Genomic DNA, 13,664 nt, shown 5'->3' with positions numbered 1-13,664 from the left:
TTAAAAATGAAAATAATGGTTGTAGATGATGAACAAGACGTGCAATTTTTATTTGAGCAAAGATTTAGAAGAGAACTCAGGCAAAATCGAATTAGCTTATATTTTACTTTGTCAGCAGAGGATGCATTGGAACAATTACAAAATAACAAAAGTGAGTGTTTATCGCTGATATTAACAGATATCAATATGCCTGGAATGAACGGGCTAGAATTACTCAAAATTATTAAAGAAAATTTTCCTCATTTAAAAGTGTTTGTCATCACTGCTTATAACGATGAAAATAATTACCAAACAGCTCAACAATACGGAGCAGATGACTATATCACAAAACCAATAGAATTTAACAAACTTAAGGAAAAAATATTGAATTCGTAAACAATCCCAATCAGGACAAAACTATGCCAGCTAAAATACTGGTTGTGGATGATGAGCCTGACTTAGAACCGCTGCTTTGTCAGGTATTTAGAAAAAAAATTAGGCAAAAGCAATTTCAATTAATTTTTGCCCATGATGGTTTAGAAGCGCTCGAAAAGCTACAAGCCGAACCGGATATAGATATAGTTTTAACCGATATCTTTATGCCGGAGATGGATGGGCTAACTTTACTTACTAAACTTAATGAGTTATATCCCATCATCAAAGCAGTTATTATTTCTGCGTATGGCGATATAGAAAATATCAGAACGGCAATGAATCGGGGTGCTTTTGACTTCTTAACTAAGCCGATTAATTTTCAGGATTTAGAAATTACTACTAACAAAACTCTGCAACATGTGCAGCGGATGAAAGCGGTTCGCGAACAGGAACGTTTAGCACAGCAGGCTGAAGCAGAATTGTTGAGCCGTTTACAACAAGAGGTGATTGAACGCCAGCGAGCAGAGGAAGCATTGCGCGAAAGTGAGAGAAGGTTGGCGCAATTTTTGGAAGCTGTGCCAGTAGGTATATTTGTCATTGATGCTAACGCTCAACCCTACTACGCTAATCAAACGGCAAAGCAGATACTGGGCAAAGGAATTGAACCTGGAGCTAGAATTGCACAATTGACCGAGATTTATCACGCTTATCTAGCGGGGACGGAGCGGTTGTACCCCAACGAGCAGCAACCCATTGTGCAAGCATTGAATGGCGAAAGTACAACCGTTGATGATATGGTAATCCACCAAGCTGACAAAATTATCCCTTTAGAGGTGTCAGCTACACCAATTTATGATGAGAAGGGAGAAATTGTCTATGCCATCGCTGCTTTTACTGATATCACCCAACGCAAACAAGCGGAAGCGGAGCGAATTAAGTTTACCCAAGAACTAGCACTCAAAAACGCAGCTTTACAGCAGGCAAAAGACGCATTAGCTGAATCCAACCGTACCTTAGAACAAAAAGTCGAAGAGCGTACTCGCGAACTATCACAAACCCTAGAAATTCTTAAAGCTACTCAAGCTGAATTGGTATTTGAAAACGCTCTGCTTAAAAATGCAGAACAATCTTCAACTTTTGATTATCAAGTAGGCGGTAGTTTGCCAATGAATGCTCCTACATATGTGGTGCGTTCTGCGGATCGTTTGCTTTATCAAGCACTGAAGCGTGGAGAGTTTTGTTACATTTTGAACACACGCCAGATGGGCAAGTCAAGCCTCATGGTACACATGATGGACTATCTCCAAAAAGAGGGGTTTAGCTGTGCAGCGATTGATATCACTCGTCTTGGTAGTGAAAACGTCACTCCCGCTCAATGGTACAAGGGATTTGCGGTGGAGTTATGGCAAAATTTTAATTTGTTTGGAAAAGTCAATCTGAAAGCTTGGTGGAATGAGGAAAAAGATTTATCGCCTATCCAATGCTTGAGCAGATTTATAGAGGATATTATACTAGGTCAGGTTAAGAATCAAAAGGTATTTATTTTTGTAGATGAAATTGATACTGTCTTGGGCTTAAATTTTCCAGTAAATGACTTTTTTGCTCTCATTCGTTCTTGCTATAACCAACGTAGTATTAACCCAGAGTATGAACGTTTAACTTTTGCTTTGTTTGGAGTAGCAACACCTTCAGATTTGATAACTGATCCCCAAAGAACGCCTTTTAACATTGGTCAAGCAATTCAACTTAATGGCTTTCAAATTCATGAAGCTCAACCTTTACTTTATGGATTGACAGAAAAAGTGAGCAATCCACAAGTGATGCTGAAAGAAGTGTTAGCTTGGACAAGCGGTCAACCTTTTCTGACTCAAAAACTTTGTAAACTCATACGCCGTGCTTCATCCCCGATTCCTACAAATAATGAAGCGCAATGGGTTGAACATTTGGTGCGAACTTGTGTGATAGACAATTGGGAATCTCAGGATGAGCCAGAGCATTTGAGAACTATACGCGATCGCATCCTTAACAGTGAGCAGCAACCTGTTCGGCTAGTAGAACTTTATCAACAAATTTTGCAGCAAGGAGAAGTTGTCTCTGTAGACTCTCCAGAGGAAAGGGAGTTGCTCTTATCGGGGCTAGTTGTCAAGCAACAGGGTTCTTTAAAAGTGCATAACCGTATTTATGAATTAATATTTAATCGTAGTTGGATCAATCTGCATATTTAAATCAAATAATTAGTTTTCTAGGCTTGTGTCTACTCAAATTCCTCACTCTCAATTACATCCTCCAAGTAATGTAGCCCAACCGCCAAAATTACCTCGCCCACGACTCAACTGGCTCCAACCCTTGGCATTGCTGGCACCTGCTGGAATTTGGTTGTTGCTTTTGCTGGTGCTGCCAACACTGATAATCTTTGAGTTGAGTTTGGTACCAAATATTCGCCCTGGAGATGTGGTGAATCCCAGTGGATTTGCGAACTACATCCGGATATTTGACCCCTTATACCTGCAAGTTATCGGGCGATCGCTCTTTTTTGCAGTCAGTTCGACAATCATTTGTTTAATCTTGGGTTTCCCCGTTGCCTATTGGATTGCTCAAATAGCACCTTGGCGCTGGCGAAATTTGCTCCTTATTGGCTTTATCTTGCCTTTATGGACTTCCTCTTTACTTCGCTCTTATGCTTGGATTACAATTCTCCGCCCTACTGGGCTACTCAATAGTATTCTTAGCAGTTTCAGCTTACCGACTTTAGATGTCCTTAACAGCAGCACAGCCGTCTTAATTGGCATGAGCTATAGCTTGCTGCCTTATATGGTTTTAATTTTATACGCTGCTCTAGAAAAACTAGACAAGCGTTTGCTAGAAGCCGCAGCTGATTTAGGCGCAAATGCTGTGCAAACTTTTTGGAAAGTCACTGTACCACAAACTCTCACAGGAATTGCTGCAGCTTCTTTTTTGGTCTTCATCACGGCATTTGGCGATTTTATCAATCCCGAATTACTTGGCGGTGCTTCCAGTATGACGGCGGCGCGGTTGGTTTACAACCAGTTTCTTGGACCAACCCAAAATTGGGGATTTGGTTCAGCTTTGAGTATGACAATAATTTTGGTTGTTAGTATGGCTATTGCTCTTTTAATTAAGTTTGGCGAAGCTACACCAAAGCAATAAAAAAATTCCTTAAAATACAACTGAAAATTTAACTCGCCTGAGCTTCATCGCTTAATGCCTCTGCCGCAGCAGCCAACCTAGCTGCCCCAGCTTGAACTATCTGAGCCACTTGAGTCAGAGGCAGATGATTTATTTGCCTAAGAATCAAACTTACATCTGAAGCTTCTGGTACTGGCTTACCTTCTAAGCAGCAGAGTAACTCCTCCAATGTATAGCCTGCTCGTGCTGCTATTTGAGCCAAATTTTCTGTATCTGGCACCTTAACGCCCTTTTCCCACATTTGAACAGCAGTCGCAGAAACTCCCAACAGCTTACCAAAAGCTCGCTGACTCATCGAACCACGAGCTAGCTTGATGATCTCAATCAGTTTTTGTCTGCTTTGTGTATTCACTGCTGAACTGCTACTCAACTTTAATTACAAGTTTACTTGCATTATTACAAGTTTACTTGTCTGTTGACAGCCCCCTGTTTCAGTAGTAGACTATTACTTTAGTTTTAAAATTACAACTTAAGTTGTCAAAATCAGGTACTGGGTGCGTCAGAATTATTGAGAATTTGAGTATTTTTGCTGACAACAGAAAAGGCGCGTTATGGTTCGCTATTCACGAAAGATTGGTCAATATCGTCGCAAAGGTCAAAGCTTAATTGCTGCCAATAAAATTAAACCAGAAAAATGGGACATTTCCAACACTGAGGCAAAAGAAGCACTGCAAGCACAAGGCTGTAACGTAAAAGAAATTAAGAAAATCCGCTGTTTAACCCATCAAGTGTGTATTTCTTACTGGGACGAAAAAGGTAACGTATGCAGTGGGTTTTTTAGCTACAGGATTTTTACCCGTTGGCAAATAGAAGTAGAAAAGTTAATTGAGCGCTGCCAAGATTTGAAGGAATGGCGTCACTTGAATCATATTATGCAGTACGAATTTGCTTATTATCCATATCCCAAAAATATGGATAATGCACTCCACAAGACATTAGAAAACCGCCTGTGTGTGTTAAAAGAAACAACACAACAAGCGGTCTTCCAAGATATTGAAAGCGAAGTGGTTAGTCGTTAATGGTAAAAAAACTCATAATTAACAACTAACAACAACCTTGAAGATTAATTACTAGCACCAGAAGCGGCAAGTTCCGCTAACCGTTCTTGCTGGTCTTGAGAAATACAAGCCTGAATCACAGGCTCAAGTTCGCCTTCAAGAAATGAATTGAGCGAATAGTTTTGACCTAAACGATGGTCGGTGACGCGGTTATCTTTGTAGTTATAAGTGCGAATCTTTTCAGAACGCGATCCTGTACCTACTTGCGATCGCCGCATAGAAGTCACAGCTTCCTGTTGTTCGCGTAACTTCATTTCATACAACTTTGCCCGCAAGATTTGCATTGCCCGTTCTTTGTTTTGCAACTGGCTGCGTTCTTCGGTACAGAAAATGCGGATACCAGTAGGTTTGTGAAACAAGTCAGCCGCTGTTTCTACCTTGTTGACGTTTTGTCCACCAGCACCGCCGGAACGAGCTGTACTCATTTCAATATCCTTCGGGTCGATGTGGATTTCTACGTCATCCACTTCTGGCATGATCGCTACAGTTGCTGTAGAAGTGTGAACTCTTCCCCCAGCTTCGGTAACAGGTACGCGCTGTACCCGATGCACGCCAGCTTCAAACTTCAGCTTGCTGTAAACATTGTCACCCTGAATTTCCAATATCGCTTCTTTGAAGCCGCCCATTTCCGCCAGCGACTCGCTCACAAGCTTCACTTTCCAATTCTGGACATCAGCATATCGCGAGTACATACGTACTAAATCACCCGCCCAGATACTTGCTTCATCACCGCCTGTACCCGCACGAATTTCCAGCATGATGTTTTTATCATCATTGGGGTCACGCGGTAGGAGCAATATCTTCAGGCGATTTTCTAGGTATTCTATTTTTTGCTCAAGTTCTTGAACTTCCAGGGCTGCCATTTCTTGCAGTTCTGGATCGCCTTGAGCTTCTTTTAACACCTCACGCGCCCCGATGAATTCTTCCTGAGCCGTTTTCCAGGTTTCATAGGTATCTACGACTTCTTCCAAAGAAGAGCGTGCCTTTGCGATTGTTTGATACTCATCAGGGTTTTTGGCAGTATCGGGATCCGCAAGGCGACGAGTCAATTCATTAAAAGTTTGTTCAACTGATTTTAATTTCTCCAGCAGATATGTTTCAGCCATGACGAATGCAGCGCTCCTTAAAAAATAGCAAATTGGCTTGAGCATTAAATACAACAATCGACCCGGCTGATGCAGGGTCGTCGTTAACAGCTAAAGCCAGCCCGCTACTTTTTCCTTCTGCCGCCTTTGGATTGACCACCTTCGCTCATGCCGTATTTACGGAGGAAGCGTTCTACGCGACCTTCGGTGTCAATAATCTTCTGAGTTCCTGTGTAGAATGGGTGGTTTCCAGACCAAACATCTACGTGCAGTTCTGGCTTAGTGGAGCCTACGGTCATCACAAGTTGACCATTGCAGTAAACTTTTGCCTCTGGATACCACTCGGGATGAATTTCTGGTTTAGCCATTTTTCCTTCCGTGGTTTATCTATATATATTATAACTTCTCGCCTTGCGTCGGGAAAAGGGACTGGCGAGGTGGAGATTAGCGATCGAGCAAGAATTTTCCCAATACCTAATCCCCAATCTCATCCCCAGTCGTTTAACGCTTGGAGTATTGAGGTGCTTTGCGAGCCTTGTGCAAACCGTATTTTTTACGCTCTTTCGCCCGTGGATCACGAGTCAGGTAGCCTTCGGTTTTTAAAGGAGGACGGTTTTCTGGGTCGAGTTGACACAGGGCGCGAGCGACTCCCAGACGAACAGCATCTGATTGTCCGGTTAAACCGCCGCCTTCAGCTTTTACGATAATGTCGTATTCGTTTTCCAAACCTAGAGTGTCTAGAGGTGCTTTGGCAACAGAGAGGTAGTTAGGGTTGAATTGGAAGTAAAGGTCTCCTGGTTTGCCATTAACAATCAATTGTCCGGTACCAGGAACTAAGCGTACCCGCGCTATTGCGTTTTTACGACGACCTGTGCCCCAGTACACGGCACGACCGCTATCAGTATCTGTTGCTTGCATTAGTTTTGTACTCCTGGAATTGTCTGAATCTTTAACTCTTTTGGTTGCTGTGCTGTATGGGGATGAGTGGGTCCAGCATAGACTTTTAGCTTAGTAAACAACTGCCTTCCCAAGCTATTTTTCGGTAGCATACCTTTGATGGCATGTTCCACAATCCGTTCTGGCAAACGTTGTTGCAGCTTGTCAAAGGTTTCAGTCTTCATACCGCCGGGACGACCGGAGTGACGACGGTAAACCTTTTGAGTGCGCTTTTTACCTGTGACTTCCACTTTTTCAGCATTTACAACGATCACGAAGTCACCTGTGTCCAAGTGAGGGGTGTATTCGGGTTTATTTTTCCCTCTAAGAATGATGGCGATTTCGCTTGCTAGGCGACCTAGACGTTGGTCAGTAGCGTCTACTATGTACCAATTGCGCTCAAGAGTATCTTGAGGAGGAAGGTATGTTTTGTCGTTTGTCATTTGTCGTTTGTCCTTTGTCATTTGTCATTTGTCTTTTGTCTTTTGTTATTTGTCTTTTGTTATTTGTTGTTAGTTGTTCTACTAACGACCAAGCACTCACAAATAACTAATAACCAAAGACTAATTTGGGTTGGGCGTCAAACCAAATCTTTGGGGGAAAGGGGAAATCAGGATAGCCGACTCGCAACAAGCATAAGCCGTGAGGGGGTGCGGCATATTTCACTTCTTGGCGGCGTTGATGTTTCCAAAGGTCCGTGAAGTCAGCGACTGTCCGCTGTCCGGAACCAACCTGTACGAGCATCCCCACCAACAACCGCACCATACCATACAAAAATCCATTTGCTTGAATTTCAATATGAAGAAATGGTCCGGTGCGATAGCACTCTGCTGCTTGTACTTCTACCCAGGAATCCTTGCGACTTGAGTTTGCTCGGTGAAAAGCAGCCAGATCATGGTGTCCAATCAGAGGTTTGAGTGCTGAGAGGATGAGAGATTCATCGAGGGGTGCATGATAATAATGCCAACTAAAGGGTTTGGCAAACAAGTTCGGTAGCTCTTCAGTATAAAGCGTATAACGATACCGTCTATAAGTAGCACTAAAGCGAGCATGCCAATTTTGACTCACTTGTGCGGAAGCTCGAATCAGTATATCTTTGGGCAAATAGCTGTTAAGAATGGTTGCCCATTTGTGAGCTGGTATCATACTCGTGACATTAAAATGTGCCACTTGAGCAGCAGCGTGAACTCCAGCATCAGTTCGTCCTGCACCGTGCAGTGTCGTTGGATGACCGAGTAGATGAGAAAGAACTTTTTCTATCTCTTCTTGGACACTGCGATGTTGCGCTTGCCGTTGCCAGCCATGAAAATGAGTGCCCAGGTATTGAATTACCAGGGCGACTCTATAAGTTGGTGTCAGCTGGTGGCAATCTAACATACAGTTAATAGTCATTGGTCATTAGTCATTAATCATCAGCGACGAATCTGGGAGTACTAGATAGATGACAAACGACATATGACCAAATCCTAAATCCACAATAGAATTAGACGAGTTCGAGGATTGCCATCTCAGAATTATCACCCCGACGAGGTACGGTATGCAGAATGCGGGTATAACCTCCTTGGCGATTACCATACCGAGTGGGAACTTGCTCAAACAAAGCATGAACCAGTTCTTTGTCGTATATGTAGCCCAGGGCTTGACGGCGTGCTGCTAGAGAACCGTCTTTGGCTAAAGTAATCATTTTGTCTACTTCGGAGCGTACCACCTTAGCTCGAGCTAAAGTGGTAGTGATTCGTCCATGACGGATCACTTCCGTAGTAAGCGCTCGCAACAGGGCGCGACGCTGGTCAGCTGGTTTGCTGAGTTTTTTAATCCCATTACGGTGACGCATAATTATGCACTACAAATGAAAATTATCTAAGGTTTTCTCTTAGGTGTGTTTGGAAGCTCTTTCAGTCGGCAAAGTAATTCCTAAGCGTCGCTGTAAAGCTTCAACGACCTCTTCAGCTGACTTCTGACCGAAGTTTTTAATTTCTAATAGGTCTTCTTGGGTGTAATCCAACAAGTCAGCAACAGAGTTAACTTGTGCCCGTTTGAGACAGTTATACGCTCGCACAGAAAGTTGCAACTCTTCAATTGGAATTTGGGCAGTTGGGTCCTCTGAGACTTCTGCGCCTATATCGGGTGTATCAAGCGAGATATCTTTCAACGGATTGAATAGGTCCACCAGGATAGTCGCGGCAGAAGACAGTGCTTCTTGGGGGCTTAGACTGCCATTTGTCCAAACTTCCAACAGCAGACGGTCTTTTGGTATCCCAGTATCTCCACGGGTTTCCTCAACGCTGTAGTTCACTTTCCGCACTGGCATAAATACCGAGTCGATTTGCAGAAAGTCCAACGATGTCGCTTCTTCACGACTCCGTTCTACAGTGCGATATCCTTTGCCTCTTTCAATCCGAAACTCCATTTCCAGCTTGCCACCTTCAGCTATAGTGGCTACATACTGGGTCGGATCGATGACTTCGACTTCACTTGGCAAATCAAAATGTGCCGCAGTAATTGTTGTTGGACCTGTAACGAGTAAGCGACCAATCTGGGGTTGAGCAGAATAGCTTTTGAGGACGACTTCCTTCATTTTCATTAGGATTTCCAGCACGTCTTCCCGTACGCCCGAAACTGTGGCAAACTCGTGTGAAACGCCTGCAATCCGAACTGCTGTGACTGCTGTACCCTCTAGGTTAGACAGTAAAACCCGTCTCAGGGCATTGCCAACTGTCGTTCCTTGACCACGCTCGAGAGGTTCCAAGACAAATTTACTGTAGTGGCTCCTATTTTCCTCAGAATTTGACTCTACACATTCAATTTGAAACTGCGCCACGGAGTAGCCTCCCTTGTTATAAGGTCCTGCTAGCAGGGAAAATCTTTGCCTATACAGACACTTGGTTGCGACGAAAACCGTCTTTCCCAGTGTCCTCGCTTTCTTTACTTAATGCCCTGTTGACCTACTTTGGTCTATCAAACTGGATTTTTCGATGGCGGTGAAGTTTGAATCCCCAAAGAGCCAGCGGGCGCTAATAGTGTTTTGGGTTGTTTGAAGTTTTGAGTTTCTTGCAGAAGTTGCTTTCTGGTTGGTGAAGGAAACTCCCCATATTGGAGGTATCCTCCATAATTTTCTGCAACGAAGGCGCTCCTCAAACTCTTTGCCCTCACCGCCCAATCATTTTGTATCTATACTCGGCGGCGTTTGGGCGGACGGCAACCATTATGAGGAATCGGGGTAATATCCCGAATCAGCGTGATTTCCAGTCCTGCTCCTTGGAGGGCTCGGATAGCCGTTTCTCGACCTGCTCCTGGACCTGAGACCATAACTTCAATTTGGCGCATCCCTTGGTCGATCGCTCGACGTGCAGCACTTTCCGCTGCGGTCTGTGCTGCAAAAGGAGTTCCCTTCTTTGCTCCCTTAAAACCGCTAGAGCCAGCACTTGCCCAGGAGATGACATCTCCATTTTGATCGGTAATGGTGACAATGCTATTGTTGAAAGTAGACTGGATGTAACCCAGCCCATTTGGGACGTTGCGTTTTTGCTTTTTGCTTCCGGATTTTTTGCTGTTTTGCTGTCGCGCCATATTACACTCAGTTAAATTAAGATTAAGTATTGCTGTAGGTAAGCAAAGAAAAAATTACTTGGATGGTGCTTTCTTCTTACCAGCCACTGTTTGCCGTCTTCCTCGACGAGTTCTGGCATTAGTACGAGTCCTTTGTCCTCTGACTGGTAATCCCATCCGGTGACGGCGACCCCTATAGGTGCCAATGTCGATTAAGCGCTTGATGTTCATTGCCTCCCAGCGCCTTAGATCACCTTCTACTTGGTAGTTGCTTTCTATTTCTCCGCGCAGGGCTGCTACATCAGCATCGCTCAGGTCTTTAACACGGGTATCAGGATTAACAGCCGTAGCCTCTAAAATCTCTTTCGACAGAGATAACCCTATTCCATAAATGTAAGTGAGACCGATTTCAACCCGTTTGTCACGTGGAAGGTCTACTCCGGCAATACGTGCCACAACAATCTCCCTATTTCTAAAAGCTAGTGGTGTAAATGTTTGTCGGTTAGCAGTCAACAGTTATCAGATGACGCACCGACGATGAATGTTCACTCTAAGTGCTGTGTTATCCTTGACGCTGCTTATGCTTGGGATTCACACAAATCACCATGACGCGACCACGACGTCTAATCACGGTACACTTTTCACAGATTTTCTTGACAGAGGCTCTGACTTTCATCGCTTTTCTTTTGACTCCAAATGGTAGATTATAACATTTTAGGGTAAATTAATCAGTAAAAAGCATCGTAAAAACAAAAAAAGTTTTATGGTATGATTTATTACATATATTTACTCTTGTCACATTTGATGACTCATTTGACTTTTGGTTATATCGTTGTGTTTGAGGCGTTGTGTTTGAGGCTAACTTTGAGGCGATGGCGCAGAGCGCCCGCTTCGCGCTTGCAAGAAATTCCAGTGTCGAAGGCGACTGCCTTTTTGCTATTGTTCAGGCGGTCACTCTTGGAAAAACTTCCTTATGTCCGATACTTTCATGCCTTGGTAAACTAGGACATGAGAGCCATTGTTCACATCGACGCCGAAAATTTCATAAAGGAAACTCTCACAAGGTCATACCTGAGTTACAGTAACTTCTATTTGAATCGCATCTTGGTTAATCAATAATTCATTTGCCTCCTGTAAAGAGTTTGAGAATTGCCTATTTCTTACGTAGTCGATAAGTAATTCTACCTTTTGTCAAGTCGTAAGGTGTCAGTTCTACTTTGACGCGATCGCCAGGTAAAATTTTGATATAGTTACGGCGAATCTTGCCAGAAATGTGAGCCAAGACATTAAAGCCGTTATCCAGATCAACGCGAAACATTGCATTTGGCAGGGACTCTGTGACCGTGCCTTCCATTTCAATCAAATCTTGCTTAGACAAGTTTTTTCCTCAACTCAACAGTCTCCTGGTTTGTTGCAGCGTGTTGTAGCCTGCTAAAAAACATAATTCGGAGAATATATCAACAGTTTATTAATATATCTTATCCAATCTTGACATAGATCTGTCGGGACAGGGAACAGGGAACAAGCGACAGGGAAAAACCTGTTACCTCAAACTTGTAACCTATTCCCTCTTTCTAGGCGATGAGCTTGTGCAATTCGCTAGTGACTTCTTCTGGGGACTGATCGCCGTTGACACTGAGCAGAGTCTGGCGACTGCTGTAAAAGTCAATCAAGGGTGCCGTTTCAGAGCGGTAGACTTCTAAGCGGCGACGAATCACCTCTTCGGTGTCATCTTTTCTTCCTCGCTGCAGCAAGCGCGCTATCAGAATTTCGTCTGGCACTTCCAGATTGACCACCTTTTCGCCATGCTGGTTTAGCTTTTGCAGCAACTCCTCTAAGAAAACTGCTTGATTAACGGTACGGGGAAAGCCATCCAAAATCCAACCTGATTGAGTATCAGGCTGACTCAAACGTTCCTGCACCATTTCCTGCACTAGCTGATCAGGAACCAACTCACCTTTGTCCATATAACCTTGAGCCTTGACACCCAAAGGCGTTTGCTCTTTTAGGGCTTGGCGTAGTATGTCACCCGTAGAAATATGGGCAATATTCCAGTTGTCAGCTAGCGTTTTCGCTTGCGTTCCCTTACCAGCTCCAGGCGGTCCCAAGAAGATTACTCGTGTCACTATTGTTTCACCATTCCTTCATAGCGCTGAGAGATAACATAGGTTTGGATTTGTCTTGATGTATCAATCGCTACACCCACTAAAATCAAGAGAGAGGTAGCACCTAGTCCCCTAAAGGTTCGCACATTCAAAGCACTTTCAACAGCGGTAGGGATAATCGCAATCAAGCCCAAGAAGATAGCACCTAAAAAAGTGAGTCGATTAAGAACGCGCTCAATATACTCGCTAGTTGCCTTTCCCGGACGAATCCCTGGTATACTAGATCCCATCTTCTTCAAGTTCTGCGCCACATCAACTGGGTTGACAATCAACGAAGAATAGAAGTAGCTAAAGAACACAATCGAAACTAGGTAGATAAGGGCATATACCCAAGGCTGAGAACCACCTGGGATCAGATAAGTGTTAACTATTTTTGAATACTCTGGATTGCGGATGAAGTTTTCTGCCAAAAGGGGCAAACTCAGAATTGCAGTTGCAAAAATAATCGGCATGACGCCCCCTTGATTGAGTCGTAGGGGTAGGTAGTTACGCTGCTCTGCAAAAATTCTGCGACCAACTTGACGGCGAGCAGAAATAATCGGAATGCGGCGGATTCCTTCTTGGACAAACACAATTCCAACAATCGTGGCGATGAAAAGCAGCAGTAGTACGATAACGCGACCTACTGTTTCTCGGCTTCCGCTTTGTACAAAATCGATAGTGTCGCCCAAGGCTTTTGGCAGTGTTGCCACAATATTGACAAAAATCAATAAAGATGCACCATTGCCAACACCTTGCTCTGTAATGACTTCTGATGCCCACATGACAAACATCGAACCAGCTACAAGAGCGAGCGCTGTCTCAATGACAAAAATCGGTCCGTAGTTGAAGGCAAAGGGTTTGAGCCAGAACGCTGCTAGGAAGACACTTTGAATAATCCCCCAACCCAAAGACACATAGCGTGTAATTTGGGAAATCTTGCGCCGTCCTGCTTCACCTTCATTTTTCTGTAAATTTTCTAAAGCTGGGATGGCAGCGGTGAGCAATTGGATGATAATCGAAGCGTTAATGTAAGGCAAAATACCCAAGGCAAAGACTCCCAAAGCAGAGAGTCCACCTCCAGAAAAGATATCCAAAAAGCTTAATATTTGGTTATTACCTTGGATAGCTCTGGCAAACTCGTCTCGATTAATATTTGGTATGGGCAAATGTATGCCAAGACGAATCAAAAAGAGAATACCGAGGGTGACAAGCAGCCGACCTCGCAGCCCTGCTGCTTGCGCCATCTGCATAAAAGTTTCTTGAGCCGTTGGGGCTTTGTCTCGACTGATCATAAAGGGCTACCTTGCTAGTTAAGTGAGGCGCTTGGC

17 protein-coding genes and 2 pseudogenes are annotated in these 13,664 nt (G+C 43.8%); 5 read left to right on the top strand and 14 right to left on the bottom strand.

What is annotated here, in order from left to right; genetic code table 11:
• Positions 1-15 precede the first annotated feature (15 nt).
• The 4 genes and pseudogenes from V5G28_RS22510 (at position 16) to V5G28_RS22495 (ending at position 3,522) form a co-directional block, all read left to right on the top strand.
• Complete coding sequence (locus tag V5G28_RS22510; protein WP_332987656.1) at positions 16-375, top strand: response regulator; 360 nt, start codon at positions 16-18, stop codon at positions 373-375.
• A 23-nt stretch (positions 376-398) separates the two neighbouring features.
• A pseudogene (locus tag V5G28_RS22505) lies at positions 399-734 on the top strand (response regulator); the annotation flags it as partial.
• Between the two features lie 111 nt (positions 735-845).
• Positions 846-2,579 (top strand): annotated as a pseudogene (locus V5G28_RS22500) (AAA-like domain-containing protein); the annotation flags it as partial.
• Between the two features lie 25 nt (positions 2,580-2,604).
• Positions 2,605-3,522 carry an ABC transporter permease gene (locus V5G28_RS22495; RefSeq protein ID WP_332987654.1) on the top strand — a complete coding sequence of 306 codons (918 nt, stop codon included), beginning with the start codon at positions 2,605-2,607 and terminating at the stop codon, positions 3,520-3,522.
• 28 nt (positions 3,523-3,550) lie between these two features.
• Here V5G28_RS22495 and V5G28_RS22490 read toward each other — a convergent pair whose 3' ends face one another.
• Positions 3,551-3,913: a helix-turn-helix domain-containing protein gene (locus tag V5G28_RS22490; protein WP_332987652.1), complete on the bottom strand. Its 363-nt coding sequence runs from the start codon at positions 3,911-3,913 to the stop codon at positions 3,551-3,553.
• Positions 3,914-4,112: 199 nt separating this feature from the next.
• Here V5G28_RS22490 and V5G28_RS22485 point away from each other — a divergent pair, with 199 nt between their 5' ends.
• The gene (locus V5G28_RS22485) at positions 4,113-4,580 is read left to right on the top strand and encodes a hypothetical protein (protein WP_096567078.1); all 468 of its coding nucleotides are present in this window, start codon (positions 4,113-4,115) and stop codon (positions 4,578-4,580) included.
• Between the two features lie 44 nt (positions 4,581-4,624).
• On the opposite strand, the gene prfA is transcribed toward V5G28_RS22485, so the two are convergent.
• The 13 genes from prfA to secY all read right to left on the bottom strand — a co-directional run bounded on the left by prfA (position 4,625) and on the right by secY (position 13,628).
• The gene (gene prfA, locus V5G28_RS22480; RefSeq protein WP_073629564.1) at positions 4,625-5,725 is read right to left on the bottom strand and encodes a peptide chain release factor 1; all 1,101 of its coding nucleotides are present in this window, start codon (positions 5,723-5,725) and stop codon (positions 4,625-4,627) included.
• A gap of 104 nt (positions 5,726-5,829) precedes the next feature.
• Positions 5,830-6,072 carry a 50S ribosomal protein L31 gene (gene rpmE / locus V5G28_RS22475; RefSeq protein ID WP_096567076.1) on the bottom strand — a complete coding sequence of 81 codons (243 nt, stop codon included), beginning with the start codon at positions 6,070-6,072 and terminating at the stop codon, positions 5,830-5,832.
• A gap of 133 nt (positions 6,073-6,205) precedes the next feature.
• Entirely contained in the window at positions 6,206-6,622 is a 417-nt protein-coding gene (gene rpsI, locus V5G28_RS22470; RefSeq protein WP_073629568.1) for a 30S ribosomal protein S9, read from the bottom strand.
• Positions 6,622-7,083 (bottom strand): 50S ribosomal protein L13, encoded by a 462-nt coding sequence (gene rplM, locus V5G28_RS22465; protein ID WP_073629570.1) that lies wholly within the window; start codon positions 7,081-7,083, stop codon positions 6,622-6,624. The genes rpsI and rplM overlap by 1 nt, the downstream gene beginning before the upstream one ends.
• A gap of 106 nt (positions 7,084-7,189) precedes the next feature.
• The gene (gene truA / locus V5G28_RS22460; RefSeq protein WP_332987781.1) at positions 7,190-8,017 is read right to left on the bottom strand and encodes a tRNA pseudouridine(38-40) synthase TruA; all 828 of its coding nucleotides are present in this window, start codon (positions 8,015-8,017) and stop codon (positions 7,190-7,192) included.
• Positions 8,018-8,123: 106 nt separating this feature from the next.
• Positions 8,124-8,474, bottom strand: a complete 351-nt coding sequence (gene rplQ, locus V5G28_RS22455; protein ID WP_332987647.1) for a 50S ribosomal protein L17 — start codon at positions 8,472-8,474, stop codon at positions 8,124-8,126.
• A gap of 39 nt (positions 8,475-8,513) precedes the next feature.
• Positions 8,514-9,461: a DNA-directed RNA polymerase subunit alpha gene (locus V5G28_RS22450; RefSeq protein WP_096567072.1), complete on the bottom strand. Its 948-nt coding sequence runs from the start codon at positions 9,459-9,461 to the stop codon at positions 8,514-8,516.
• Positions 9,462-9,811: 350 nt separating this feature from the next.
• Positions 9,812-10,210, bottom strand: a complete 399-nt coding sequence (gene rpsK / locus V5G28_RS22445) for a 30S ribosomal protein S11 (protein ID WP_332987645.1) — start codon at positions 10,208-10,210, stop codon at positions 9,812-9,814.
• A gap of 54 nt (positions 10,211-10,264) precedes the next feature.
• Positions 10,265-10,645: a 30S ribosomal protein S13 gene (gene rpsM / locus V5G28_RS22440; RefSeq protein WP_096567066.1), complete on the bottom strand. Its 381-nt coding sequence runs from the start codon at positions 10,643-10,645 to the stop codon at positions 10,265-10,267.
• 106 nt (positions 10,646-10,751) lie between these two features.
• Positions 10,752-10,865, bottom strand: a complete 114-nt coding sequence (rpmJ, locus tag V5G28_RS22435) for a 50S ribosomal protein L36 (RefSeq protein WP_071599794.1) — start codon at positions 10,863-10,865, stop codon at positions 10,752-10,754.
• Positions 10,866-11,342: 477 nt separating this feature from the next.
• On the bottom strand, positions 11,343-11,567 hold the full coding sequence (gene infA / locus V5G28_RS22430; protein WP_006276978.1) for a translation initiation factor IF-1: 225 nt from the start codon (positions 11,565-11,567) through the stop codon (positions 11,343-11,345).
• Positions 11,568-11,763: 196 nt separating this feature from the next.
• Positions 11,764-12,315, bottom strand: a complete 552-nt coding sequence (locus tag V5G28_RS22425; RefSeq protein ID WP_096567064.1) for an adenylate kinase — start codon at positions 12,313-12,315, stop codon at positions 11,764-11,766.
• On the bottom strand, positions 12,315-13,628 hold the full coding sequence (secY, locus tag V5G28_RS22420) for a preprotein translocase subunit SecY (protein ID WP_073629580.1): 1,314 nt from the start codon (positions 13,626-13,628) through the stop codon (positions 12,315-12,317). The genes V5G28_RS22425 and secY overlap by 1 nt, the downstream gene beginning before the upstream one ends.
• Positions 13,629-13,664: the final 36 nt, after the last annotated feature.

The sequence above is a fragment of the Scytonema sp. PRP1 genome, from assembly GCF_036697665.2.
Taxonomy (GTDB): Bacteria; Cyanobacteriota; Cyanobacteriia; order Cyanobacteriales; family Nostocaceae; genus Kalymmatonema; species Kalymmatonema gypsitolerans.
Note: the sequence above shows the minus strand (reverse complement) of the source record. Positions and strands in the feature narration are given on the sequence as shown.

Coding starts and splice junctions, on each gene's coding strand:
- V5G28_RS22510 (WP_332987656.1), top strand. CDS start 16: ATGGTTGTAGATGATGAACAAGACGTGCAATTTTTATTTGAGCAAAGA.
- V5G28_RS22485 (WP_096567078.1), top strand. CDS start 4,113: ATGGTTCGCTATTCACGAAAGATTGGTCAATATCGTCGCAAAGGTCAA.
- prfA (WP_073629564.1), bottom strand. CDS start 5,725: ATGGCTGAAACATATCTGCTGGAGAAATTAAAATCAGTTGAACAAACT.
- rpmE (WP_096567076.1), bottom strand. CDS start 6,072: ATGGCTAAACCAGAAATTCATCCCGAGTGGTATCCAGAGGCAAAAGTT.
- rpsI (WP_073629568.1), bottom strand. CDS start 6,622: ATGCAAGCAACAGATACTGATAGCGGTCGTGCCGTGTACTGGGGCACA.
- rplM (WP_073629570.1), bottom strand. CDS start 7,083: ATGACAAACGACAAAACATACCTTCCTCCTCAAGATACTCTTGAGCGC.
- truA (WP_332987781.1), bottom strand. CDS start 8,017: ATGTTAGATTGCCACCAGCTGACACCAACTTATAGAGTCGCCCTGGTA.
- rplQ (WP_332987647.1), bottom strand. CDS start 8,474: ATGCGTCACCGTAATGGGATTAAAAAACTCAGCAAACCAGCTGACCAG.
- rpsK (WP_332987645.1), bottom strand. CDS start 10,210: ATGGCGCGACAGCAAAACAGCAAAAAATCCGGAAGCAAAAAGCAAAAA.
- rpmJ (WP_071599794.1), bottom strand. CDS start 10,865: ATGAAAGTCAGAGCCTCTGTCAAGAAAATCTGTGAAAAGTGTACCGTG.
- secY (WP_073629580.1), bottom strand. CDS start 13,628: ATGATCAGTCGAGACAAAGCCCCAACGGCTCAAGAAACTTTTATGCAG.